The sequence below is a fragment of the Microbacterium imperiale genome (genome assembly GCF_017876655.1).
GTDB classification, from domain to species: Bacteria; Actinomycetota; Actinomycetes; order Actinomycetales; family Microbacteriaceae; genus Microbacterium; species Microbacterium imperiale.
Genome location: NZ_JAGIOK010000001.1, coordinates 1,682,904 through 1,706,371 on the forward strand (window position 1 = coordinate 1,682,904; position 23,468 = coordinate 1,706,371).

The following is a 23,468-nucleotide window of genomic DNA, read 5'->3' on the forward strand; positions in this document are numbered from 1 at the left end:
GGCCTCACCCGTGGCGTGTTCATGGCTGACTCCCCGGGTAAGTCGGACGATCTGTGCCGTCCGCACGCGTGCGGGCACGGTGGGAGAACCACGCCGCGGGGAGAGCGCCGGCGGCAGCGAGGACGATGAGAGCGGTGAGCCAGGGCCCGAGGATCACCGCGGGGGTGAGTCCGGTGCGCAGCGGAACGGTGCTGATCGACGCGCCAGCGGTGTCGACACCGATGCTGTCGACGGTGGTGCCGTCCGGGGTGATGACCTGACTGGTGCCCACCGTTGAGACGTTGACGACGGCGCGGCCGGTTTCGATGGCGCGCATCCGGGCGAACGCGAGCTGCTGCAGGTTCTCGTCGGTGCCACGGAAGTCGGCGTTGTTGGTCTGGAACACGAGCATCTCCGCGCCGGCGCGGGCGGCCTCCCAGATCACGGCGTCGTAGATCACGTCGAAGCAGATCGCCAACCCCACCCTGACATCCCCAACCTGCACGATGGGTGGGTTGGTGCCCGGGGTGTACTCACGTTGGATGAGTCCCACCAGGTCGGGGACGATCAGCTCGTAGAACCACCGGTCGGGCACGTACTCCCCGAACGGGACCGGGTTGACCTTGTCGTGCCACTGCCGGTCCGTGGGATCCGCAGTCCACAGCAGGGACGTGTTGAAGACATCGTCGCCGCGGGTGGTGGCGGCGTTCATCAGCAGCGGGGCCTCGGCCGAGCGCACGACCCGGTCCAACGCCTTGGCGGCGGCGAGATCACTGAGCGGGTCGCCGTCGACGCCGCCCTCCGGCCAGGCCAGCAAATCCATCGGCTGCCCGTACAGCGGCACAGTGGCGGCGGTCTGCGCGGCCAGGACGTCGCCAGGCGCCTTGTCGTCGAAGTACCCGGTGGGGCCGTTGCCCTGCACCCATCCCACGCGGAACTCCCCGGCCGGCGCGGTGGGGAACTGCGGTGTCACGACCAGGAGAACAGCGACGCTCACGGCAGGGTGCAACCCGAGCATGAACCGGATGGCGCCGGCGCGGATCCACTGCACCACTGAGGCGCACACCACGACGATCAGCAGGGACAGTCCGGTCACACTCGTCCACGACGCGACCTCCGCGAGCGGCCCACCCACCTGCGTCATTCCGAGGCGCGCCCACGGGAACCCGGAGTACGGCCACGCACCCATCACCACCTCCCGGGCCGTCCACAGAACCGCGATCAGCGGCGGTACCACGAGCATCTGCACGAGGCCGCGGGCCGGATAGCGGGCGATCCACCGGTAGGCGAGCGCGATCGGCACCGCGCCCCCGCCGAACAGGACCGCTTCCAGCCCGGCGAGGGCAAGCCACGGCACCGGGCCGAGGAACTCCCCCACCCACACCAGATGGATCGTGTAGAACACGGCGCCGAAGACAGTGCCAATCAGCAACGCCCCGCCGAAGCTGCGGCCGATCAGAGCCACCAGGGCGACCGTGACACTCACGAACGCCAACGGCCACCACCCCACCGGTGCGGAGGCGAGATCCAGCAGCAGGCCGGCTGCCGCGGATGCCAGCACCGCCGCCCACACCGGCAGCGACCATGCCGCAACGGGGCGGCGCGGCGGCGTCTCCTGCTCCGGCGCGACGGCCGGGGCAGGTGTCGGCAAGGGCGTGCGCATCGGTTAGCTGTCTTTCTGGTGGAGGCGGGTGAGGTAGTCGTTGTAGGCGTCAAGCTCAGGATCGCCGTGCGCGTCGGCGCGACGGTCGGTGGCGACCGCCTGGGCGGTGTCGGCGCGGAACCGGCGATGCATGCCAAAGATGAGCATCAGCAAGGTGGGGGCCTCGCCGTACGACCAGGCCAACCCGCCGGCGAGGCGCTGGTCTTCGATCGGGTCGATGCCCAGCGCGCTCGTCGGGCCGGCGAACCCGTCGATGAGGGTGGGGTGGCCATCATCAGGAAGACGCCGAAGAAGGCGTGCAGGGCGGCTTCGGCAAACACACATCCAAGGCGCGGTCGCCATGGCTCATCCGCACCGGCAGCCGGTCCGAGAACAGGATCGGGATGGTGAACCGCATCCCAGCGACCAGGAACCCGACCTCGCCGAGGAGGGTGTGCCCAGTAACCATGTGCAGGATCGGGTCGGCGAAGTCCGCCACGTAGAGGCCGTAGAACGCCAGCAGGTATATCGACACCGCCAGCCACGACATGCGCGCCACGCAATACCAGAGCACTTGGGCCGTGGTGCGGGGTGGCACGCAGCAGCGGAGCAACGGCCGGCGTGAGGAACCCGCCCGGAGTCGGCGGCGAGTCCGGGATCCACACGGTCGTCACGGCTCGTTCTTCTTCGGCTGATCTACGTGGAGGGCGCGCGCGTGGCGGGTCGCGAGCTCGTCGACGGCGCGTGCCAGCGCCGGGTCTTCGCCTCGGGCGAGGCCGGCGTATTCGACGTGCACGCCGTCCGGGGTGGTGCGGGCTTTCGCCCAGAGCCGGCGGCGGGGCACGAACAGGCCGGCGAACAGGCCGAGGGTGGCGAGCACGGAGAACGCGAGCACCCAGCCGCTGCTGGGGTCGCGTTGGATCTGCAGCGACGCGAACCGCTTCACCGGCTCCTCCGCCGTGACTTCCTCCCAGGTGATGGTGCCCCACCCGTTCGGCAGATCAACAGTGGCGCCGGGGGTGAGCTCAAGGGAGTCGGCGGCGGTGTCGCCACCAGTGTGCTGGGTAAGCCCGTCGACCTCGAGCGTGTACACCGACCTCGGGGTGCCGTCGTCGATGCCGAGATCCCCGCTGAACACGTTGAGGGTGATCACCGGGTTGACCACGTCCGGGTAGACGGAGGTGAACGCGCCGGAGGGCAACACCCCCTGGGTGGGGTAGAAGAACCCGATCAGTCCGACCTGCTCAGGCAGCCCGTCCGGGACCTTGATGATCCCCAGCGAGGTCATGTTGGAGTCCTGCGGCAGGAACGGCTGCGATTCGCTGTACACGACCTCGCCTGCGGCGTCGCGGATCGTGAGGGTGGGGGCGTAGCCGTTTCCGAGCAGGTAGATCCGGTCGCCTTCGACGGTGATCGGATAGTTCACGATCACGCTCTGCGCCCGGTCATCCTGCCCGGGCTGGCGAATGGTGACGTCGGCGGAGAAGTCGCCTGCCTGGCCTGCGCCAGGGGTGCCGGGCAGCCGGTAAGAGACCTGGAAGTCATCGAGGGTGAGCGAGTAGGGCGCAAGCCCGGTGCCGTCGACGAACCGGCCGGGGTTGAACGAGGAGTAGTCGCTGAGCGCGTTCACAAACGTGGTGCCCTCCACCACCACCCGCTGCCCGGTATATGCGAACGACCCGCCGATCGCCACGGAGACCAGCACGCCGACGAGGGCGACGTGGAAGATCAGGTTGCCGGTCTCGCGCAGGTAGCCGCGCTCGGCCGACACCGACGCGGCGCCGCGAGCGTCGTAGCGCTCCACCCGGTATCCGGCCTTCCGCAGCTGCTCTGCGGCAACGTCGATCGCGTGCGCGGCCGGGTCGGTCTGCCCTCCCTCTCTCGGCAGAGTCAGTTCCCGGAACTCCGAGAGCCGCGACAGCCGCGCCGGAGTGCGCGGCGGGCGAGAACGCAGCGCCTTGTAGTGATGCTTGGCGCGCGGGATCACGCAGCCGATCAGGGAAGTGAACAGCAGCAGATAGATCGCGGAGAACCACGGCGACAGATACACGTCGAACAGGCCGACCGCATCCGCGAGGGGAAACACGTCGGGGTTGTCCCGCTCCCACTGGATGACCCCGTTGGGGTCAGCGCTGCGCTGCGGGAACAGCGACCCGGGCACCGCGGCAATCGCGAGGAACAGCAGCAGCACCAGCGCAGTGCGCATACTGGTCAGCTGCCGCCACGCCCACCGCAACCACCCCGCAATGCCCAGCGCCGGCTGGGCGATATCGGTCGCGGAGTCGCTGTCGGCGTGGTCGCCGGGGCGCGGCGGGTCGGCCGTGACCTCGGTGCCGGTGTCAGAGCGGGAGGGGGACATTGATCACCACCTGCTGCAGCTGCGACATCAGCGCCGTCCACAGTCCGCTTACCATCAGTAGGCCGAGGACGATGAGCATGGCCCCGCCGATGATGTTCAGCGCGCGAATGTGTTTCCGCAGGAGCGCCACCGATCGGGATGCCCACCCCCACCCAGCCGCGAGGATCAGGAACGGGATGCCCAGGCCCAGCGAATACGCCAGACCGAGCAGGCCTGCGCGGGCGGGGTCGCCGAGGTTCCACGACATCGAGATGATCGCCGCGAGCGTCGGGCCAATGCACGGCGTCCAGCCGACGCCGAGCGCGAACCCGAGAAGCGGCGCCCCGATCAGTCCCGCACGACCCTGCGCGCGGGGGCGAAGGCTGCGCTGCGCGATCCCGAAAAAGCCGAGGAACACCAGCCCCAGGGCGACGATGACGACCCCGAACACCCGGGTGAGGATGCCTGCGTACTGCAGCAGCAGGTATCCGAAGGTGCCCCCCAGTATCGTGACGGCGACGAAGACGACCGTGAACCCGGCGATGAATAGCGTCACGCCCAGCAACAGGCGGGCGCGCTCCGCAGTGGCGGTGCGCCCGCCTTTGACAGTAGGGGCTGTGGTTGTGGCGGTACTGCCGAGGTAGCCGAGGTAGCCGGGCACCAGCGGCAGCACACACGGGGACAGGAACGAGACCAGCCCGGCGAGGATCGCGATGGGGATCGCGACCCACAGGGCGCCGTCGACGATGACCGCTCCCGGGTTCATGGGCTGTCCTCGGCGAGGGTGTCGGATATCAAGGTGGACAAGATCGAGGCGCTGGCCAACTGCCCGATAATTCGCGCAGCGACCCGTCCCTCCCGGTCGATGACCAGAGTGGTGGGGGTGGCCTGGATCGGAGTGACCTGCGCGAAGGCGAGCTTCACTTTGCCGTCGTTCACGTCGATCACGCTTGGGTAGGTGACGTTGTTGTCGCGGGCGAAGGACAATGCGGTCGCGGGCTGGTCGTAAGTGTTTACCCCGAGGAACGCGACACCCTGCTCCTGGTACTCCTGCCACACCTCCTCAAGCAGAGGCGCCTCGACGATGCACGGCCCGCACGCGGCGTACCAGAAGTTCACCACCAGCACCCCGCCGCGGTAATCGTCGCTGGACACACGCTCCCCGGTCTCGGTGACCCCCGCAAACACGACCGGCTCCCCACGATCAGCTTCGGGGATCTCAACGACCCGGAAGTCGCCGGCGATATAGCCCTTCTCGTTCCCGTCCCGGTACTGCTGCGCGAGCGAATCGCTGGACACGCACCCAGCGAGCACACCGACGACCAGCAGGGCCAAGACGGCAGCGATCAGAGCACGGAGGTTCATGGCCGCTCGACTTTGGTCAGTGCGGCCACCTGGAACACAACCGACGACCCCGTCCACATCACCGGCCACCGTTCACCGCGGCCTGAATGGCGCTTTGGAGGTCATCCCATTCCTGCAGCTCGGCGACCTCACCGTCCACGAAGAAAGTCGGAGTGCTGCTCACCCCGAGAGCACGGCCCTCCTCGAAGTCGGATCGCACGCGCTCCTCCGTTGCCGGGTCGGAGACGGCCGCATCGTAGGCGGCCATGTCCAGTCCGAGTTCGGCGGCGTAGTCGCGGAACAGCGCGGCGTGTGACTCTTGTGCCTCGCCCCACTGTTCCTGTGTCTCGAACAGCCGGTGGTACATGTCCTCGAACCGGCCCTGCTGCGCCGCCGCCTCGGCGGCCAGGGCCGCGTTCTTCGAGTTGAAATGGCCTGGCAGCGGGAAGTACCGGACGACGTACGTGATCTCCCCCGCGAACTGCTCCCGCAGATCCTCCACGATCGGGTAAAAAGCGCCACACGCCTCACACTCGAAGTCCAAGAATTCCACCACGGTGACGGCACCCTCACCTCCGTCATCGAGAACATGCGAACTCTCTCGCAGGACTTCCGGCGGCGAGGATCCGTCCCCAGAGGCAGGGGTTTGACTGCGGTCGATAAGGACATAGATCAACGCGGCCACAACCAGCACGGCTACGACGGCAGCGGTGATGAGGGTCGCTTTCAGAGGGGTTTTCACGGATACTCCAAACCAAGACACGGCACAGGGACGATCCCGGGCACGCAGCCCGGGACGAAACACCACCCCACGGGGCGGCGTGCCGAATGTCAGGTTCGAGAAAGACCCAGCTGCGTCAACGACAACACGACCGGATTCGTGCGCAGGGCCGGCATAAGAAGCAGCGCAGGCCCCCGCGACACCTCAGTGAGAACGAGCGGCATCCGTCGACGCCATAGCCTCCGCAACGCCACCATAAACATGAGGCCACACAGAACACCGAATACGCACAACGCCGCACCGGCCAGCGCGTCCGACCCCGACCGTGCGCCGCTGGCGACTTCCTCGTGCTCTACAGGGGCGTCGGCCACCGGTTCTACATGAGGGTCCATCAGCCCGGATACCACCAGCGGGATAGGCGGCGATCCTTCCGACTCCGTATGGGCAGTCGCCGTCAGACCGATCATCAGCAGCAGCGCCAGACCAACGCTGGTAATGAGCCTCATTATCAACCAGCGCTCACTCAGCGTCACAGGACGCTGAATCCGGGCCGAAGAAACCATTCCTCACAGCCTACCGTGCAGACCTAAGCCGCTCAGAGCCGCAACGTCGATGCTGGCGAACGGGCAAAGGGAGCGGGAGCCTCGACCGTTACAGTCAGCCTCGACTCGCCCGCCGGATCCGGTGCGTGGCGGTGTCCGTGATCGTCGGCGGCAGCCGCGGTGGCAATCGGCAAGTACGTCCGACCTAAGGCGAGGAGGGCCTGCATGTCGAAGCCGTGCAGGCCCCCCGCCCCGTGGCCGAGTGCATCGTCTGCCGCGCCAGGCTGTGCGCTACTGCTCCCTGGGGATGAGGGTGAGGCCGCTGTCATCGACGACGAGGATGTCGCCGTTGTTGGCGATGGCGACCGCTTGCGCGGCACCGTGGACCGTTCCGACTTCGAACCAGTTCTGTGCCCCGGCGGTTGTCGCCCAGATTCTCCCCTGAGTGCCGATACCGACCACTCGATTGTGATCCGGGGAGGCGCTGAGCCCGGCAAGGAGGGGAGCATCCGGCCACGCGCGGAATGTGGCGGCCCCGTCGGTGCTGACCAGCATACCTTCCGAGGTGGATGCCATCACTCGTCCCGCTGCGTCGACAGCGAGCGACATGGCGTAGACGGGTGCCCCGGTGGGCCGCCAAGAGACACCCCCGTCGGTGCTGGTGAGCGCTTGGTTGGCGTCTCATACTATACCCCCCTAGGGTATTAATCGCAACAGGACGGGTATAAACCTCGCACCCGGCGTACAGCGTTCGACCTAGAAGCGGCAATCCAGGCCGCTCTCCAAGACTGATCGAGCCGTCCGGGCCGGTACTGGTCAGTCGGTCGTCACTGTAGGAGCGCTCTGCCGAGCAATGCGGGGCACCAAGCGTACGAGCACGACCATCGCGACGAGTTCCACCAACGTCTGAGTGACGACGGCAAGCGGCGCGATGCTCAACGAGGCAGGCAGGGCTAGCGCGAGTGGCAGCACGACAAGGGAGTTCCGGGTGGCCGCCGAGAACATCACGGCACGAGTGGGGGGAACGTCGAGCTGCGCGAATCGAGCAGTGAGGAGGCCTGCCGCGACAGCGACTACGACGAATGCTATGTAGAGCGGCACCACTCGCAGCAGCGTCAGCGCCTGGGAGCCGACCGCGGCGATCTGCGATCCGACGACCACCGCCAGCGTCACCATCATCAGCGGGACCATCGCACCCGCCATCACCTGTTCTAACGCGCGACCGATGCGGTGTCGTCGCGCGACCGCCTGCACGATCGCTGCGGCCGCAAGGGGGAGGACGATCAGCAGCAGGAATGCCTCGACGAACGGCCCCACGTCGATCACGGCGAGCACATCGCCCCCGGCGAACAAGAACAAGAACACCGGCAGCAGAACGATCTGGACGAGCATCAGCAGTGGCGCGGCGGCCAGCAGACGCGCGCGAGCTCCGCCGGCCAAACCGGTGAACACGATCACGTAGTCGATGCACGGCGTCAGCAGAACGAACAACACCCCCAGCAGCAGCCCCCGGTCATCCGCTACGAATCGAGATAGCCCCCACGCGAGCACAGGCACGACGACGAAGTTGGCGGCCAAGACCGTCCCGAGAAAGCGGATATCTCGAAGCGCCCGCCCGATCTCGATGAGGGGGACACCGAGGAACGTCGCGAACAATAGCAACATCAGCACCGGCTCGATGGAATGCTCCAAAGCGGGCGCGACCTGTGGCGCTGCCAGTCCGAGGGTCGCACCGACCCCGATCGCAACGACGTAGAGCGCGATCTGCCGGCGATCCCACCACTCGACGAGTGGGCCGAGCCTCACCGGTCCCCTCCGCCTGTCAGCGGGTCCGTGACACATGAGGCGCCCGGTCGCGCGAGCACACATTCTGTCCGGCAGCGATCGCCGCTGTCGGGACAAGTTGTTACCCGGTCCGTCGCCTCCACCAGCCGCTCTCGAAGCTTCATCAGAACCGCCAGCCGCTCGTCGACGTCACGCAGACGCTCATCCAGCTTCGGCCGCAAGGTCTCGCGAACCTGAGTGCAACTCTCCGCCTCCACCACGTCGAGCAACTCGACGATCTCGGGCAGTGACAGGTCGAGCTGTTTCGCCCCATGCAAGAAAGTCAGCCGGTCGACGGCGCTCTCGTCGTAGTCGCGGTATCCGTTCGCCGCGCGCGCGGCCACGATGAGCCCCACCGACTCGTAGAACCGAAGGGCGGTCGCCGGCACGCCGGAGCGACGGGACAGCTCAGAGATACGCACGCGCCCGACACTAAACCTTCGAGCCGGGTCGAAGGTCAAAGCCAGGACCGAAACTGTGCTCCGAAACCGACCTCCCGAAAGAGGGTTACGAGACGGCCCTATGTTTCGGGAGGTCGATTCCAGGAACATCGACCCCGTGCCGCAAACGATCGTTTTCGGCAGCCTGGTAGATCTATGTTACTGGTCAGCGTTCGCTGTATATTCATCTGGTGCTGACTGTTGCTTCTCGTCTCGATGTGATGAACCGTCTGGGTCGCGCGATGGCGGATCCTTCTCGCTCGCGGATCCTTTTGGCGCTCTTGGACGCGCCCGGCTACCCAGCGGAACTCTCGCGTGACCTCGATCTGACGCGTTCAAATGTCTCCAACCATCTGACGTGTCTGCGGGGGTGCGGTTTGGTTGTTGCGACGCCGGAAGGGCGTCGTACGCGATACGAGATCGCAGACCCGCATCTCACCGTGGGCCTGCGGCACATGCTGGAAGCGGTCGTCGCGGTCGATAAGGGCGTTCCGTGCACCGATGAGAAGTGTGAGTGCTGCGCATGAGTGAAGAGTGCTGTGGCCCGGACGAGCCCCGCAAGACCCGCACCATTCAGCGCATCGAGCTGACACGTCCCCGTGCTGCGGGAGGCGCGTGCTGTGCTCCCGAGCCGGTACACAACACCGTCCCGACCCAGGCTCACGAGGAAGGCGACGCGTGCTGCGGTCCGGCCCTGCCTTCGAAGGGCAGCAGGGGTGACGATGAGCACGAGGTGCGTCCGCCGTGGTGGCGCGATGTCGCCCTGCTCCCCTCCGTACTCTCCGGACTATTCCTGATTGCTGGCTACGCGCTCGAGTGGGCGGGTATCGAGCTCCTCGCCCTCGTGCTGCAATGGGCTGCTCTGCTGGCCGGAGCCTATACGGTCGTCCCCGGTGCGTTCCGCCGGCTGATCCGGGGACGGCTTGGTGTCGGGCTGCTGATGACCATCGCCGCGATCGGTGCGGTACTCCTCGGCCACGTTGGTGAGGCTGCGACTTTGGCGTTCCTGTTCTCGCTGGCGGAAGCTCTCGAGGACCGGGCGATGGATCAGGCGAAAGAGGGTTTGCGTGCGCTGCTGTCCCTGATTCCCGAGACCGTGCGTGTCTCGCGTCTCGCTGGCGACACGACGATCCCGGCCGCGGACGTCCGTGAACTCGACATCCTCGTCGTCGGGGCGGGTGAGCGTGTCGCGACCGATGGTGTTGTCGTCGAAGGCCGATCGAGCCTGGACACCTCCGCGATCACGGGAGAGTCCATCCCCGTCGACGTGTGCCCCGGCACTGCGGTCGCGGCCGGCTCGGTGAATGGTGCATCAACGCTGCGGATCGAGGCGACCGCGGATGGGCGCGACAACTCGCTCACCCAGATCGTGTCCCTCGTCGAGCAAGCCCACGCCCGCAAGGGCGACCGCGCACGGCTCGCCGACCGGATCGCCCGCCCCCTGGTCCCCGTAGTGCTGATCGCCGCGGCCCTCGTTGCCGTGTTCGGGTTCATCGTGGGAGATCCGGCGACCTGGATCGAGCGTGCACTCGTCGTCCTGGTCGCCGCATCTCCCTGCGCTCTCGCGATCGCCGTGCCGGTCACGGTGATCAGCGCTATCGGCTCCGCGTCCAAGTTCGGCGTCGTGATCAAGTCCGGGGAGGCGTTTGAGCAGCTCGGCACCATCCGTGCGGTCGCGCTGGACAAGACCGGAACCCTCACCCGCAACGAGCCGGCCGTCGTCGACGTGCGCCCCGCAGCCGGCATTTCACGGGCCGAGCTGCTGACCTGGGCGGGAGCAGTCGAAGCGACAAGCAGCCACCCGCTTGCCGCCGCGATCACCGCGGCCGCACCCGGTGCAGCTGCGGCCGCGGACGTGGTCGAAGACGCCGGCCACGGAATCACCGGCCGCGTCGACGGCACCCTGGTCCGCGTCGGGAACGCGCGGTGGCTCGCCCCCGGTGCACTCAGCTCGGCCGCTGATGAGATGGGCGAAGACGGCATGACAGTGGTCGTCGTTGAAGCGGGCGGCAAGATTGCCGGACTCATCGGCATCCGTGACGAACTGCGCCCGGAATCCGCAGAGACCGTGCGACTGCTGCAGGATGCCGGTATCGGGATCACGATGCTCACCGGGGACAACGAACGCACCGCTCGCGCGATCGCCGCACAGGCGGGCATCGCCGACGTCCGCGCAGAGCAGCTCCCCGCAGACAAGGCCGCCGTCATCGAACAACTCGCAACCGCGCGCCCGACGGCCATGGTCGGTGACGGCATCAACGACGCCCCAGCCCTTGCCACCGCCACTGTCGGGATCGCCATGGGACTGAAAGGGTCGGCTGCTGCGATCGAGTCCGCCGACGTCGCCTTCACCGGGAACGATCTCCGCTTGATCCCCGGCGCCCTCGCCCACGCCCGTCGCGGCCGCCGAATCATGACCGCGAACATCGTGCTCGCCCTCGCGATCATCGTCGTCCTCTTCCCACTCGCGCTCTTCGGTGCGCTCGGGCTGGCCGGCGTGGTCCTCGTGCACGAGATCGCAGAGGTGTTTGTGATTCTCAACGGCGTGCGTGCCGCGCAACGCCCTGCCGCTCTGCGCGCCCGCGCCGCAACGCCCGAACCCGCCCGCGTCTGACCCCCCTCGGCGACAACCACGTCACCGATCTGGAGCCTCCATGAGGACGAACACGACAATGAGCACGAGCACCACAACCACTGAGCCGTGAAGACACCTGCGCCGCGGTCCCGGCCCAGCAAGGTCGTTCCGAGGACATGTGCCGGCTGTCGACAAAGCCGAGTGGACCAAAGCCCCGGCTCAAAGAAGAGTAGCTAGAACGTCCAGACGGACCTGCGCGACGGCAGCGATAGTCGTATACGCCACGATGGTGATCAGTGTTAACCATGGCCAGAGTCGCTGTCCGAGCCGTGCCGTTCGAGCACCGAAGATGCCGGTCCGGGCGTTCCTACCCGTGGTGAAAACAAATAGCGGAATGGTGATGACCCAAACGACCATGCACCACGGGCAGAGAGTGCCAAGCACATAGATGCTCTGGCCGATCAGCCAGAGCACGAATGCGAAGGCGCCTGCGACACCGATATTGAACACGGCCCAGTACCAGCGGGCGAGGTTGGGTGCCGCCCAGAGGGTTACACCAGCACAAAGCACGAGTGAGAATCCGATCAACCCCAGGAAGGGATTGGGGAAGCCAAGAACAGCACCTTGCGCGCTATCTAGGTTTGCAGAACACTGCACCAGAACGGACAGGTCGCAGCCCACGCTCGCGTTCGGGTTCTGCAGCTTCTCGAGCTTCTCTATGGAGAGCGCGAGTGAAGCGGTAAGGCCGATGACGCCGACGCTCGCCAGAAATCCAGCGAACAACGGCTCGCGTACAGGTTGTGTGGTCATTCGAAGCTCCCCGTGAACGAGCGCCGCTGAAACGCGGCTGTACTGCTACCTCTGATCATCGCGTTGAGGTAGTTGAGGTCGGGTGATGTTGCCGCTTTAGCGCCGTCACGCATGAGTGACAGAGGCTTGTTCTTCTTCCTGGATGTGATCCGTTTCGATCTGGAAGGTGGAATGCAGCACGGACACTTCGAAGTGCTCGGCGACGCACTTCTTCACGTCGAGCAGTACGTTTGCGGCATGACCGTCAGTGAAGCATTGGTCTTCGACTACCACGTGCGCGCTGATGGTGGGAAGCCCCGTCGCGACGGTCGAAGCGTGCAAGTCATGGATGTCCTTGACGTGATCGAGTTCAAGAATGTGCGCGCGGACGTCGTCCAGGTCTAGGCCGGGAGGGGTGAACTCCATCAGCACACTCGTGGTTTCCCGGAGAAGTTTGAATGCCCGGGGAACGATGAGTGCCGCAATCAGCAGCCCGGCGATCGCATCAGCTTGAAGAAAACCGGTGGTAGCGATAACGATCGCCGCCACGATGACGCCAAGCGATCCGAGAGCGTCGTTAAGAACTTCAAGGAACGCGGCTCGCATGTTGAAGTTCACGCCGCGGCTTGAAGAGAGCAGGACGATCGCGATGATGTTTGCCGTGAGACCGATGATGCCGAAAATTAGCAGCTCGGCGGCAGGGACCTCCGGTGGTTCAAACAGACGTCGAACGCCTTCGACGGCCGTATAGGTTCCGACGACCAGCAGCAGGGCTGCTTGTCCGAGCGCGGCGATGACCTCAATGCGCCGAAAGCCCCAGGTGCGTTTGGCGTTGGCCGGACGCAGCATGAGGGTCGCGGCGATGAGGGCGACCAATAGCCCGGATGCGTCAGTGATCGCATGCGCAGTGTCGGTGAGAAGCGCGAGGCTGCCGGTGACCACGGATCCGACTGCCTGGGCCGCGACAATGACCGCGGTGATACCGAAAGCGATCCACAGCTTCCTGCGGTGATCGCCGGGCTGGCCGGCTTCCGGGGCGGGGCCGTGAGTGTGTCCAGCGCCCATTACCGGAGCTCCGTTCTCTCGCTGTGTAGGTGGTGCGGTTGACGCAGGTGTGCGTGCAGTTCGGCGTGGGTCCCTGTGGCGCTCAGCAGGGTCTGAGCCGCGTTGATCAGCGCGGCCGTCGCATTCGGCTCCGTCAGGGCGTACCAGGATGACCGCCCCTCTGGGCGGACGGTGATCAGGCGACACTCGAGCAGGAAGCCCAGATGCTTGCTCACGGTGGACTGTGCCAGGCCGACGTGCTCAACCAAGTCACGCACCCGATGCTCACCGGAAGCAAGGTGCTGCAGCACGGCGAGCCGAGTGGGGTCCCCCAGCGCATCGAACAAATGCGCATACACGCTGGTAGCACCTTCGTCCAATATCACCTCGTCCATATTCATCGTCATGCGGCGATGATATCGCCTATAGGGGTCACCTGCCTCTGAATCACGGAACCGGGAAGGGTTATCGTTTCGCCACGGGACGTTCCCGCCGTCTGGAAAAAGCACAGTCCTGCGGCCGCGGTCACCTGCGCGTGCGAGCGTCGCGCTCGGCGAGCTGTTGCAAATGCGCGTTGTACTGCTGCAGTTCCGTCTCCCCCATGCGGTCCGCGTGGCGGTCGCGGCGCTTCGTCTCGCGGTCGTCGCTACGGCTCCACTGGATCGCGACCGTGATCGCGAGGATGAGGGTAGGGATCTCTCCGATCGACCAGGCGATCCCCCCGCCGGTGTACTGGTCCTCGAGCGGGCTCGCGCCCCAGGTGCGGCCCATCGCACCGAACCACTCAGCGACGATGAGTCCCGACTGCACCATGATCGCGATGCCGAAGAACGCGTGCATTGCCATGATGCCGATCAGCAGCAGCAGCCGGCCTGCATACGGCAGTCGGTACGGCACCGGGTCCACGCCTACCAGTGACAGCACGAAGAGATACCCGGTGATAAGGAAGTGCGCGATCATCCACTGATGCCCGAGGTGGTCGTAGAGCGACCAGCGGAACAGGTCGGTGTAGTAGAACACCCACAACGACCCGATGAACAGCCCCGCGGCGACGAACGGGTTGGTGAGGATCCGGGCGACTGGGGAGTGCGCAGCCCAGAGGATCCATTCGCGGCCACCGCGTGTGCCGTCGTCGCGCTTGCGAATCGCGCGGGCCGCGAGGGTGACTGGGGCCCCGGCGACCAACAGCACCGGGATCGCCATCGTGAGCAGCATGTGCCCGACCATGTGCATGCTGAACAGGTAGTCCTGGTAGACGTTGACGACGCCGCCAGTGACCCACACCAGCAGGCCCATTCCAGCGACCCACATGATCGTGCGATATGGCGGCCACGCATCGCCACGGCGGCGCAGCCGCCGCACCCCGCCGAGGTAGAAGAACACGGCGAAGCCGGCGATGACCGCCCAGAGCAGGTCGATGTTCCACGCGGTGAACCACCGGTCGACGGTGAGCTCGGAGGGCAGCGGGGCGCCAGTGAGTCGTTCCGCTGGGGACGGATTTGCCGGAAGCGGTGTGGGGTTTGGTGGGGGCGTGCGTGCGAGCGCACCCGCGGCGCCGCTGGCCATGCCCATCACCGCCACCTCGAACACGATGAGCGTCCAGAAGGACCGGCTGCCACGGTCAGAGTCACGCATCGTTCCGACCAGGCGGGCGCGATACCAGACCCCGAAGAAACCGAGTGCGACCAGCGCAATCACTTTCACGGCGATGATCACACCGTAGGGCGACATCATCGCGGTCCACTCCCGCAGGCCGATCGCGGCGCGCACGGTGCCGGACACAGCCACGAGCACGAACGCGGCCAGCGCGATGCTCGAATAGCGGGCCACGACATCGGCGAGGCGGACCCGTGTGAGCACAGGACGAACCATGACGAGCAGCAGCAACCCTCCGAGCCACACCGCGGCGCCGATGACGTGCAGGATGAGCGCTGTCATTGCCTCATGGTGGAACGCATCGTCGCCGGAGTGCCCCTGCGTGCCCATCGGCACCAGAGCGGCGACCGCGAAAACGGTTACGAGGAGGGTGCCCGGCCAGGACCGCACCGCGAACGTCAACACGGTCAGCGAGGCGCCGGCGACCGTAGTGATGAGCCAGGTGCGGCCCACCTCGGTCTCAACGAGGAACCGGCCGATCTGCGCGCCGAACACCGGTCCGGCGTCCAGCGCGGGGTTGAACACATTGACGAAGGTGAGGAACCCCGTCGCTCCGGAGGCCACGGTGAACACGGCGGCAGCGATCGAGGCAGTGTCTAGGGCGACGTCGATCTCCCGCTCCCCGGCCCGCAGAGTGAACAGGGCCGTCACGAGCACACCGACCATGCCTGCCGCGGCGAGGTTCACAATTAGTTTCGCGACCGGCAGGCCCCACCGCACGACGGGGCCAGCGTCGCCCAGCTGAAGCCCTGCCGCGCCCCCGCCGAACGCCAACCCCGCAATTAGTGCGACCAGCGCGGTCACGGCCAGGACCGTGGGGCCCGCAGCGCGGAGGGCGCGCGGACTCAACCCGAGGACGATCACGTCCTGGTCGGTGGTACGGGTGGCTGTCGGGGTCACGGCGGGCTTTCGGCTCTTGCGGGGTGGACGGGGGTCAGCTCAGGCCGGAGTAGGCGTGGAGTCCCTTGAAGAACATGTTGACGATGGTGAAGTTGAACAGCACCGTGACGAACCCGATTATGGACAGCCAGGCCGAACGGGTGCCGCGCCAGCCCCGGGTCGCGCGAGCGTGGATATACCCGGCGTAGAGCACCCAGATCACAAAGGTCCACACCTCCTTGGTGTCGAACCCCCAATAGCGTCCCCAGGAATCGTTTGCCCAGATCGCGCCGGCGATCAGCGTGAAGGTCCAGAACACGAATCCGACGATCACGAACCGATACGCGAGGGACTCAAGTACCTCCGCAGTGGGCAGAGTCGCCAGGAACCGGGGGCCGGCCGCACGTGCGTCCTCTCGGGACGCCACAGTGGTGCGGCGCTCCCGGCGGGCCTGCAGCAACTGGGTGACGGCGAGGCCGCAGGCAATCGCGAACAGCGCGGTGGCCAGCGACGCGACGAACACGTGGATGACCAGCCAGACACTCTTGAGCGGATCCATCAACGGGACGACCTCGACGTAGAACGTGATCGTCGCCCCGCCCAGCAGCAGCACCACCATGCCGATCAGGAATGCGCCCAAGAAGCGGAGGTCATAGCGGCGCAGGACGACGAGATAAACGGCGACGATCAGGACCGTGCCGGTCAACGCGAACTCGTACATGTTCGCCCACGGCACGCGTTGTGCGGAAACTCCCCGCAGGATGGTGCCGGCCAGGTGGAACAGGAACGCGAGAACCGTCAGCACCGTCCCAATCCGCGCCCACAGCAGGCGTGACCGCTGGGACGGCGGAACCCGGATATCCCCCGGCGGGACGGGCACAGGTTCCCCCACCTCGGAGTCCGCGGCCACGCCGACCAGCGCAGGCGCTCTGGCGGGGACGGAGCGTTGGGCGAGGTCGATGGTGTATGCGATGAACGCGAGCAGGTAGGTGGCGATCGCCGTCCACACGAGCAGCAGCGAGATACCGTCGAGGGAGAGCGGGTCGGGTCCGGTCATGGCGGGGGTTTCCTCTTCATCATCAGGGGCGGTCCGGTCGTGTGGAGGGTCAGCCTGCGTTCACTTGCAACTAGACCAGCGAGTCCACGGCGGTGCCGTCGATGTACACCTCGAAGGGCTGATTGCAGCCGAGCGCATTGCCGGTGTTGCTTGGCTGCCGATCAGGCCGCCCCGGTCTATGTCGCATCCCGATCTCCGATCGCTCGGGCGGCCTGTGGGCCGCGTCGCTGCTTCGGCCGCCGGTCGCTGTGGTCCGCCGTGCCACGCAGACGGCCCCGGTGTAGGAGGCCAAGCGCGCCCAGAGCGACAATTACCGAGACAGGGAGCGTCCCGGTGACCCACGGGCCCACCACGACGGCCGGGGTGAGCCCGCTGCGCAGCGGAACGGTGGTGACCCGGTTGGCGGCGATGTCCACGCCGATGCTGTCGATGGTGGCGCCGTCTGGTGCGATGACCTGACTGGTGCCGACTGTGGAGACATTGACCACGGTGCGGCCGGTCTCGATAGCCCGCATCCGCGCGAAGGCGAGCTGCTGAATGTTCTCGTCGGTGCCGCGGAAGTCGGCGTTGTTGGTCTGGAACACATACAGCTGCGCGCCGGCGCGGGCGCTGTCCCAAATCACGGTGTCGTAGATCACGTCGAAGCAGATCGCCAGCCCCACCCCGACGTTCCCGACCTTCATCAAGGGCGGGTTAGTGCCGGGGGTGTATTCGCGTTGGATGAGGCCGACAAGGTCGGGGGCAAGGAGCTCGTAGAACCACCGGTCGGGCACGTACTCGCCGAACGGGACCGGGTTGACCTTGTCGTGCCATTGCCGGTCCGCGGGATCCGCGGACCACAGCAGCGAGGTGTTGAACACGTCCGCGCCTCGTGTGGTGGCGGCGTTCACGAGCAGCGGCGCACCCGCGTCTCGCACCAGCCGGTCCAGCACCGCGGCGGTGGCGGAAGCTGTGAGGGGATCGGAGTCGACGGAGCCCTCGGGCCACACAATGAGGTCCATCGGCTGCCCCATCAGCGGCTCGGTGGTGGTGGTCTGCGCGGCGAGCATGTCGCCGGGGAGGCGGTCGTCGAAGTAGCCGGCGGGGCCGTTACCCTGCACCCATCCGACGGTGAACGTGCCGGCATCCGTAGTGGGGAACTGCGGAACCGCGACGAGGAGCAGCACACCAGCCGCGGTCGAGAAGGCACCGCGCGGAAAGCGAATGCCGCCTGCGCGGAGCCACTGCAGGAGCGCGGCACAAACGGCCGCGAGGAAGAAGGATAGCCCGGTGACACCAGTCCATGACGCAAGTTGCGGCAGGGGCCCCTCGACTTGGGTCATGCCCAGCCGCGCCCAAGGGAATCCCGAGTACGGCCATGCCCCCATCGCGACCTCGCGAGTCGCCCAGAGCCCGGCGACCAGCAGCGGAATCCCGACCAGCTGCCCTGGCCCTCGGGCGCGGAACCGCGCGGTCCACCGGTAGGCGAGGGTGATCGGGATAGCCCCGAGTCCGAACAGCACCGCTTCCAGGCCTGCCAGCGCAATCCATGGCACCGGGCCAAGGAACTCGCCCACCCAGACCAGGTGGGTGAAGTAGAACACGACTCCGAACATCGTGCCCACCAGCAGCGCGCCGCCGATGCTGCGGCCCATCAGGGTGGCAAGGGCGAGGACGACACTGACGAAAGCGAGCGGCCACCACCCCAGCGGCGGCGACGCGAGATCCAACGCAAGCCCGGCGGCCGCGGCGACCGGCGTCGCCGCCCACAACGGCAGCAGCGGCCTCGAGTTGGGGTTGTCCATCGACGGACGTGCCGGGGCGGCGACAGTGAGGAGGGGCGTGGTGGGGGACATCCGTCAGGTGTCTTTCTGGCGGAGGGTGGCGAGGTAGGTGTTGTAGGCGTCCAACTCGGGGTCGCCGTGGGTGTCGGCGTACCGGGCGGCGGCGGCGTCTCGGGCAGTGTCGTCGCGGAACCACCGGTGCATGACGAACATCAGCATCAGTAGGGTGGGGGCCTCGCCGTAGGACCAGGCGAGCCCGCCCGCGACCCGCTGGTCTTCGATCGGGTCAATCCCCAGCGCCAGCGTAGGCGCGGCGAAGTGGTCCACGAGCAGGCTGGTGGCCATCATCAGGAACACGCCGAAGAACGCGTGTAGCGCGGCTTCGGCGAACACGTCGAGAGCGCGGCCGCCGTGGCTGAGCCGGACCGGCAGCGGGTCGGCGGAGAGCACCGGGATGGTGAACAGGATCCCCGCTACCAGGAACGCGATCTCGAGGGTGATGTGCCCTTGGGGGGTGGCGAGGATGCGGTCGGCGAAGTCGGCGAGGTAGAGCCCGTAGAACGCAAGCAGATACAGCGGCAGCGCTACCCAGGGGCTCAGTGCCCACCGCGCGGCCCGGCTGCGCAGGCCGGCGTGGGCTGCGCGGAGGACGAACCGGCCGGCGCCGTGGTGCGGAGCGGCGCGCAGCAGCAGGGTGCCGGGGGAACCGAGTACGAGCAGCGGCGGGATCGCCATCATCAGGGAGAGTTGCTGGAACATGAACACCGACAGCAGCGCATACCCGTACGCTTCGACTCCGAGCCCGGTGACCGCCGCCAGGAGGAGGCACCCCAGCAGGAAACTGACGGTGCGCCACACGGGCCAGCGACGCCCCCGCGTCCACAGCCGGATCGCGCCGATCAGGTACCCGGCGGCCAGGAGCGCGGCGAGAGTGGGTAGGACCGGGAACGGCAGCGGCACGGGTGTCAGGAACCCGAGCAGGGTCGGCGGAGTGTCAGGAATCCACTCGTTCACCGCTCCCCCTCCGCGGTCTCGACCGCGTAGGCGGTCGCGTGCTGCGCGGCGAAGTCGGTGACGGCTCGGGAGAGGGCAGGATCCTCACCGCGGGCAAGTCCGGCGTACTCGACCTGCACACCCTCCGTGCTGAGCCGGGCCTTCACCCAGAGCCGGCGGCGCGGCACGAACAGGCCGGCGAACAGCCCGAGGGTGGCGAGGATCGAGAACGCGAGCACCCAGCCGCTGCTGGGGTCGCGCTGGATCTGCAGCGACGCGAACCGCTTCACCGGATCGGTGTCGCCTGCGATCTCCCACGTGACCGTTCCCCATCCATTCGGCAGGTCCACCGTGTCGCCGAGGGTCAGTTCCAGGGAGTCGAGGCCGGTGTCGCCGCCGGTGTGCTGGGTGAGCCCGTTGACATCGAGCGTGTACACCGACCGGGGTGTGCCGTCGTCGATGCCGAGGTCCCCGCTGAACACGTTGAAGGTGATCACTGGGTTAATGACGTCGGGGTAGATCGAGGTGAACGCCCCGGAGGGCAGCACCCCTTGGGTGGGGTAGAAGAACCCGACCAGGCCGAGCTGCTCGGGCAGCCCGTCCGGGATCTTGATGATCCCCAGCGAAGTCATGTTGGAGTCCTGCGGCAGAAACGGTTGCGACTCGCTGAACACCACCTCCCCCGCCGCGTCACGGACGGTGAGGGTGGGGGCATACCCGTTGCCGAGCAGATAGATGCGGTCGCCTTGGACGGTGATCGGATAATTCACCACCACGCTCTGCGCCTGGTCGTCTTGTCCGGGCTGGCGGATCGTGACATCGGCGGCGAAGTCGCCGGCCTGCCCCGCGCCGGGGGTGCCGGGCAGTCGGTAGGAGACCTGGAAGTCATCGAGGGTGAGTGAGTAGGGGGCAAGGCCCGTGCCGTCGATGAATCGGCCGGGGTTGAATGAGGAGTAGTCGCTGAGCGCGTTGACGAACGTGGTGCCCTCCACCACGACCCGCTGCCCGGTGTATGCGAACGACCCGCCGACCGCGACGGAGACGAGCACACCGACCAGGGCGACGTGGAAGAGCAGGTTGCCGGTCTCGCGGAGGTAGCCGCGTTCGGCCGACACCGACACCCAGCCGCGGCCGTCGTACCGCTGCACCCGGTAGCCGGCCCGGCGCAGCTGCCGCTGAGCCACCCCGATCGCCTGTTCGACAGGGTCGGAAGCCTGGCCAGCGGGAAGGGTCGCCTCCTGGTAGTCGGAGAGGCGGGACAGGCGGGCGGGGGTACGCGGGGGCTGGGAGCGGAGCGCCTTGTAGTGGTGGCGGGCGCGGGGGATGACGCAGCCGATGAGGGAGGTGAACAGCAGGAGGTAGATCGCGGAGAACCACGGCGACAGGTACACGTCGAACAGGCCGACCGCGTCCGCGAGGGCGAAGACGTCCGGGTTGTCGCGTTCCCACTGGATTACACCGTTGGGGTCGGCGCTGCGCTGCGGGAACAGGGAGCCAGGGACGGCGGCGATCGCGAGGAACAGCAGCAGGACGATGGCGGTGCGCATGCTGGTCAGTTGCCGCCACGCCCACCGCAGCCACCCCGCCAGACCGAGCGCGGGCTGGATGATCTTGGGGCCGTCGGAGTCCGCGTGGTCGCCGGGGCGAAGCGGGTCGATCGGGTTCTCCCTGGGGGTGTCAGAGCGGGAGGGGGACATTGATCACCACCTGTTGCAGGGCGGACATCAGCGCCGTCCATAACCCGGTCACCATGAGGAGTCCGAGGAGGACGAGCAGGCTGCCGCCGATGATGTTCAGGGCGCGGATGTGGCGGCGGAGAAACCCGACCGTGCGGGACGCCCACCCCCAGCCGAGGGCGAGCAGCAGGAACGGGATGCCTAATCCGAGCGAGTACGCCAGGCCGAGCAGTCCGGCGCGGGCGGGGTCGCCGAGGTTCCACGACATCGACAGGATCGCCGCAAGCGTGGGGCCGATGCAGGGGGTCCAGCCGACGCCGAGCGCGAACCCGAGCAGGGGCGCGCCGATCAGGCCGGCGCGACCCCGGATGCGGGGGCGGAGGGTGCGCTGGGAGATACCGAAGAACCCGATGAACACCAACCCGAGCAGGATGATCACGATCCCGAAGATGCGAGTGAGGATGTTCGCGTACTGCAGCAGCAGGAACCCGAACGTGCCGCCGAGGATCGTGACGGTGACGAACACCACCGTGAACCCGCCGATGAACAACGCCACCCCCACCAGCAGCCGCCTCCGCTCCCCCGCCGTGGTGCTCGCTCCAGCGGCCGACGTCGATGTGGGGCTGTGGGCGCTGGCGGCGCCGCCAAGGTAGCCAAGGTAGCCGGGAACCAGCGGTAGCACGCACGGGGAGACGAACGAGACCAGCCCGGCGAGCACGGCGAGAGGGAGCGCCACCCATAGCGCACCGTCCACGACCACCGAACCGGGGTTCATGAGTACTCCGCTAGGGCGTCGTCAACGAGAGTGGACAGGATGGACGCGCTGGCCAGCTGCCCGATGACCCGTGCCGCAACCCGCCCGTCCCGGTCGAGCACGAGGGTGGTGGGGGTGGCTTGGATGGGGGTGACCTGCGCGAACGCAAGCTTGACGCGCCCATCGTTGACGTCGATCACGCTCGGGTAGGTGACGTTGTTGTCCCGCGCGAACGACAGGGCGGTGGCGGGCTGGTCGTAGGTGTTCACGCCCAGGAACGCGACGCCCTGATCCTGGTACTCCTGCCACACTTCCTCGAGCAGGGGCGCCTCGACGATGCATGGTCCGCACGCGGCGTACCAGAAGTTCACCACCAGCACCCCGCCCCGGTAGTCGTCGCTGGACACCGTCTCCCCGGTCTCGGTGACGCCCTCGAACACCACCGGCTCACCCCGGTCGGCGGTCGGGATCTCGACGACCTGGAAGTCGCCGGCGATGTAGCCCTTCTCGTTCCCGTCCCGGTACTGCTCGGCCAGGGTGTCGTTGCTGGTGCAGCCGGTGAGCGCGATGGCTGTCAGCAGCAGCGCAGCGATGAACGGCGTGGGGCGTCTCATGCGCGTTTGACCTTGATCATCGCCCCGGCGACCAGGAACACGATCGCGGCGACCGGTTGCGCGGTGGTCCAGACCGGCCCGTTGAACGGGAACGGGAATACCGGGTTCCACAGCACCGCGATCGCCGCGAATACCGGCGCCCACCACCACTGCCGCGCCTGGATCGCGAACCAGCCGACAATGACGGCGAGGATCGCTGCCACGAACAGCGGCACCAGGTACCAGTCACCGCCCTGCAGCAGCGGTGCGAGGAATAGCACCGCTGCTGCGAGCAGGCTTGGGGCGAGAGCGTTGCGCTGGTACAGGGACGGCATCCGCTTGTTGTCGGTCACAGCCCACCCACCGAGGAGTTCGAGCCCAGGTGCGCGCTGGCGTCGCTACGGGTGGTGGCGCGGTGGCTGCCCCAGACCCCGATTGCCAGGATCAGCACTCCGATTCCGAGGGCGACGTCGGCGAGGTTGCCGATGAACCAATTCCCATAGGCGAGGAAGTCGGTCACGTATCCGCGTCCGAAGCCCGGTGGGGCGAGCAGCCGGTCGATCACGTTCCCGAGTGCGCCGCCCAGGATGAACCCGATGCCGGCGGCCCACCATTCGGTGCGGGCTCGCAGCGCAGCGATGAACAGCACCACGGTCGCGGCCACGCCGAGCAGGGTGAGCAGCCAGGTGGCTCCGGACCCTAGGCCGAGAATCGCGCCTGGGTTGAAGGCCAATTGCGGCCCCAACACGTCGCCCAACAGCGGGATGCGATCGGTCTCGCTCAGCTCGGACAGGGCCGCCGCTTTGCTGGCCTGGTCAATCAGCACCACCACGCCCGCGGTGACGCTAGCGACCGCGAA

Annotated in this window: 25 protein-coding genes; 2 read left to right on the forward strand and 23 right to left on the reverse strand. The window is 67.2% G+C overall.

Annotated features, from left to right (window positions below; translation table 11 throughout):
• Positions 1-19: 19 nt before the first annotated feature.
• The 11 genes from lnt (JOF37_RS08230) to JOF37_RS08275 form a co-directional block, all read right to left on the reverse strand.
• On the reverse strand, positions 20-1,642 hold the full coding sequence (gene lnt / locus JOF37_RS08230; RefSeq protein ID WP_210006390.1) for an apolipoprotein N-acyltransferase: 1,623 nt from the start codon (positions 1,640-1,642) through the stop codon (positions 20-22).
• Between the two features lie 3 nt (positions 1,643-1,645).
• Positions 1,646-1,984, reverse strand: coding sequence for a cytochrome c oxidase assembly protein (locus tag JOF37_RS15535; protein WP_245338122.1), 339 nt, complete (start codon positions 1,982-1,984; stop codon positions 1,646-1,648).
• Entirely contained in the window at positions 1,917-2,171 is a 255-nt protein-coding gene (locus JOF37_RS15540; protein ID WP_245338123.1) for a cytochrome c oxidase assembly protein, read from the reverse strand. The genes JOF37_RS15535 and JOF37_RS15540 overlap by 68 nt, the downstream gene beginning before the upstream one ends.
• 120 nt (positions 2,172-2,291) lie before the next feature.
• A complete protein-coding gene (resB, locus tag JOF37_RS08240) occupies positions 2,292-3,980 on the reverse strand; it encodes a cytochrome c biogenesis protein ResB (protein ID WP_210006391.1) in 1,689 nt (562 codons plus the stop codon).
• Positions 3,961-4,725, reverse strand: a complete 765-nt coding sequence (locus JOF37_RS08245; RefSeq protein ID WP_210006392.1) for a cytochrome c biogenesis CcdA family protein — start codon at positions 4,723-4,725, stop codon at positions 3,961-3,963. The genes resB (JOF37_RS08240) and JOF37_RS08245 overlap by 20 nt, the downstream gene beginning before the upstream one ends.
• Positions 4,722-5,324 (reverse strand): TlpA family protein disulfide reductase, encoded by a 603-nt coding sequence (locus tag JOF37_RS08250; protein ID WP_210006393.1) that lies wholly within the window; start codon positions 5,322-5,324, stop codon positions 4,722-4,724. Before JOF37_RS08250 ends, JOF37_RS08245 begins: the two co-directional genes overlap by 4 nt.
• A gap of 58 nt (positions 5,325-5,382) precedes the next feature.
• Complete coding sequence (locus tag JOF37_RS08255; protein ID WP_210006394.1) at positions 5,383-6,045, reverse strand: DsbA family protein; 663 nt, start codon at positions 6,043-6,045, stop codon at positions 5,383-5,385.
• An 89-nt stretch (positions 6,046-6,134) separates the two neighbouring features.
• The gene (locus JOF37_RS08260; protein WP_210006395.1) at positions 6,135-6,587 is read right to left on the reverse strand and encodes a hypothetical protein; all 453 of its coding nucleotides are present in this window, start codon (positions 6,585-6,587) and stop codon (positions 6,135-6,137) included.
• Between the two features lie 270 nt (positions 6,588-6,857).
• Entirely contained in the window at positions 6,858-7,142 is a 285-nt protein-coding gene (locus tag JOF37_RS08265) for a hypothetical protein (protein WP_210006396.1), read from the reverse strand.
• Between the two features lie 240 nt (positions 7,143-7,382).
• Positions 7,383-8,408: an arsenic resistance protein gene (locus JOF37_RS08270; protein WP_210006397.1), complete on the reverse strand. Its 1,026-nt coding sequence runs from the start codon at positions 8,406-8,408 to the stop codon at positions 7,383-7,385.
• The gene (locus tag JOF37_RS08275) at positions 8,369-8,812 is read right to left on the reverse strand and encodes a MerR family transcriptional regulator (RefSeq protein WP_210006398.1); all 444 of its coding nucleotides are present in this window, start codon (positions 8,810-8,812) and stop codon (positions 8,369-8,371) included. The genes JOF37_RS08270 and JOF37_RS08275 overlap by 40 nt, the downstream gene beginning before the upstream one ends.
• Before the next feature lie 209 nt (positions 8,813-9,021).
• On the opposite strand from JOF37_RS08275, the gene cmtR reads away from it, so the two are divergent.
• Together cmtR and JOF37_RS08285 are read left to right on the forward strand one after the other, a co-directional pair.
• Positions 9,022-9,357 carry a Cd(II)/Pb(II)-sensing metalloregulatory transcriptional regulator CmtR gene (gene cmtR / locus JOF37_RS08280; protein ID WP_269268778.1) on the forward strand — a complete coding sequence of 112 codons (336 nt, stop codon included), beginning with the start codon at positions 9,022-9,024 and terminating at the stop codon, positions 9,355-9,357.
• Positions 9,354-11,444: a heavy metal translocating P-type ATPase gene (locus tag JOF37_RS08285; RefSeq protein ID WP_245338572.1), complete on the forward strand. Its 2,091-nt coding sequence runs from the start codon at positions 9,354-9,356 to the stop codon at positions 11,442-11,444. Before cmtR ends, JOF37_RS08285 begins: the two co-directional genes overlap by 4 nt.
• A gap of 180 nt (positions 11,445-11,624) precedes the next feature.
• Here JOF37_RS08285 and JOF37_RS08290 read toward each other — a convergent pair whose 3' ends face one another.
• From JOF37_RS08290 to JOF37_RS08345, 12 genes are all read right to left on the reverse strand, one after another.
• On the reverse strand, positions 11,625-12,215 hold the full coding sequence (locus JOF37_RS08290) for a vitamin K epoxide reductase family protein (RefSeq protein WP_210006399.1): 591 nt from the start codon (positions 12,213-12,215) through the stop codon (positions 11,625-11,627).
• A gap of 105 nt (positions 12,216-12,320) precedes the next feature.
• Positions 12,321-13,259, reverse strand: coding sequence for a cation diffusion facilitator family transporter (locus JOF37_RS08295; RefSeq protein ID WP_114587694.1), 939 nt, complete (start codon positions 13,257-13,259; stop codon positions 12,321-12,323).
• Positions 13,259-13,645 carry an ArsR/SmtB family transcription factor gene (locus tag JOF37_RS08300; RefSeq protein ID WP_210006400.1) on the reverse strand — a complete coding sequence of 129 codons (387 nt, stop codon included), beginning with the start codon at positions 13,643-13,645 and terminating at the stop codon, positions 13,259-13,261. The genes JOF37_RS08295 and JOF37_RS08300 overlap by 1 nt, the downstream gene beginning before the upstream one ends.
• A gap of 118 nt (positions 13,646-13,763) precedes the next feature.
• Positions 13,764-15,743, reverse strand: coding sequence for a bifunctional copper resistance protein CopD/cytochrome c oxidase assembly protein (locus JOF37_RS08305; RefSeq protein WP_210007726.1), 1,980 nt, complete (start codon positions 15,741-15,743; stop codon positions 13,764-13,766).
• Between the two features lie 85 nt (positions 15,744-15,828).
• Entirely contained in the window at positions 15,829-16,830 is a 1,002-nt protein-coding gene (gene ccsB, locus JOF37_RS08310; protein ID WP_114587696.1) for a c-type cytochrome biogenesis protein CcsB, read from the reverse strand.
• A gap of 176 nt (positions 16,831-17,006) precedes the next feature.
• Complete coding sequence (gene lnt / locus JOF37_RS08315; RefSeq protein WP_245338124.1) at positions 17,007-18,614, reverse strand: apolipoprotein N-acyltransferase; 1,608 nt, start codon at positions 18,612-18,614, stop codon at positions 17,007-17,009.
• Between the two features lie 54 nt (positions 18,615-18,668).
• A complete protein-coding gene (locus JOF37_RS08320) occupies positions 18,669-19,607 on the reverse strand; it encodes a cytochrome c oxidase assembly protein (RefSeq protein WP_269268776.1) in 939 nt (312 codons plus the stop codon).
• A complete protein-coding gene (gene resB / locus JOF37_RS08325) occupies positions 19,604-21,283 on the reverse strand; it encodes a cytochrome c biogenesis protein ResB (protein ID WP_210006402.1) in 1,680 nt (559 codons plus the stop codon). Before resB (JOF37_RS08325) ends, JOF37_RS08320 begins: the two co-directional genes overlap by 4 nt.
• Positions 21,264-22,037 carry a cytochrome c biogenesis CcdA family protein gene (locus JOF37_RS08330; protein ID WP_114587698.1) on the reverse strand — a complete coding sequence of 258 codons (774 nt, stop codon included), beginning with the start codon at positions 22,035-22,037 and terminating at the stop codon, positions 21,264-21,266. Before JOF37_RS08330 ends, resB (JOF37_RS08325) begins: the two co-directional genes overlap by 20 nt.
• Positions 22,034-22,630 (reverse strand): TlpA family protein disulfide reductase, encoded by a 597-nt coding sequence (locus tag JOF37_RS08335; protein ID WP_210006403.1) that lies wholly within the window; start codon positions 22,628-22,630, stop codon positions 22,034-22,036. Before JOF37_RS08335 ends, JOF37_RS08330 begins: the two co-directional genes overlap by 4 nt.
• Positions 22,627-22,944 carry a DUF6804 family protein gene (locus tag JOF37_RS08340; RefSeq protein WP_210007728.1) on the reverse strand — a complete coding sequence of 106 codons (318 nt, stop codon included), beginning with the start codon at positions 22,942-22,944 and terminating at the stop codon, positions 22,627-22,629. The genes JOF37_RS08335 and JOF37_RS08340 overlap by 4 nt, the downstream gene beginning before the upstream one ends.
• A 14-nt stretch (positions 22,945-22,958) precedes the next feature.
• The gene (locus JOF37_RS08345; RefSeq protein WP_307803451.1) at positions 22,959-23,438 is read right to left on the reverse strand and encodes a signal peptidase II; all 480 of its coding nucleotides are present in this window, start codon (positions 23,436-23,438) and stop codon (positions 22,959-22,961) included.
• Positions 23,439-23,468 lie beyond the last annotated feature (30 nt).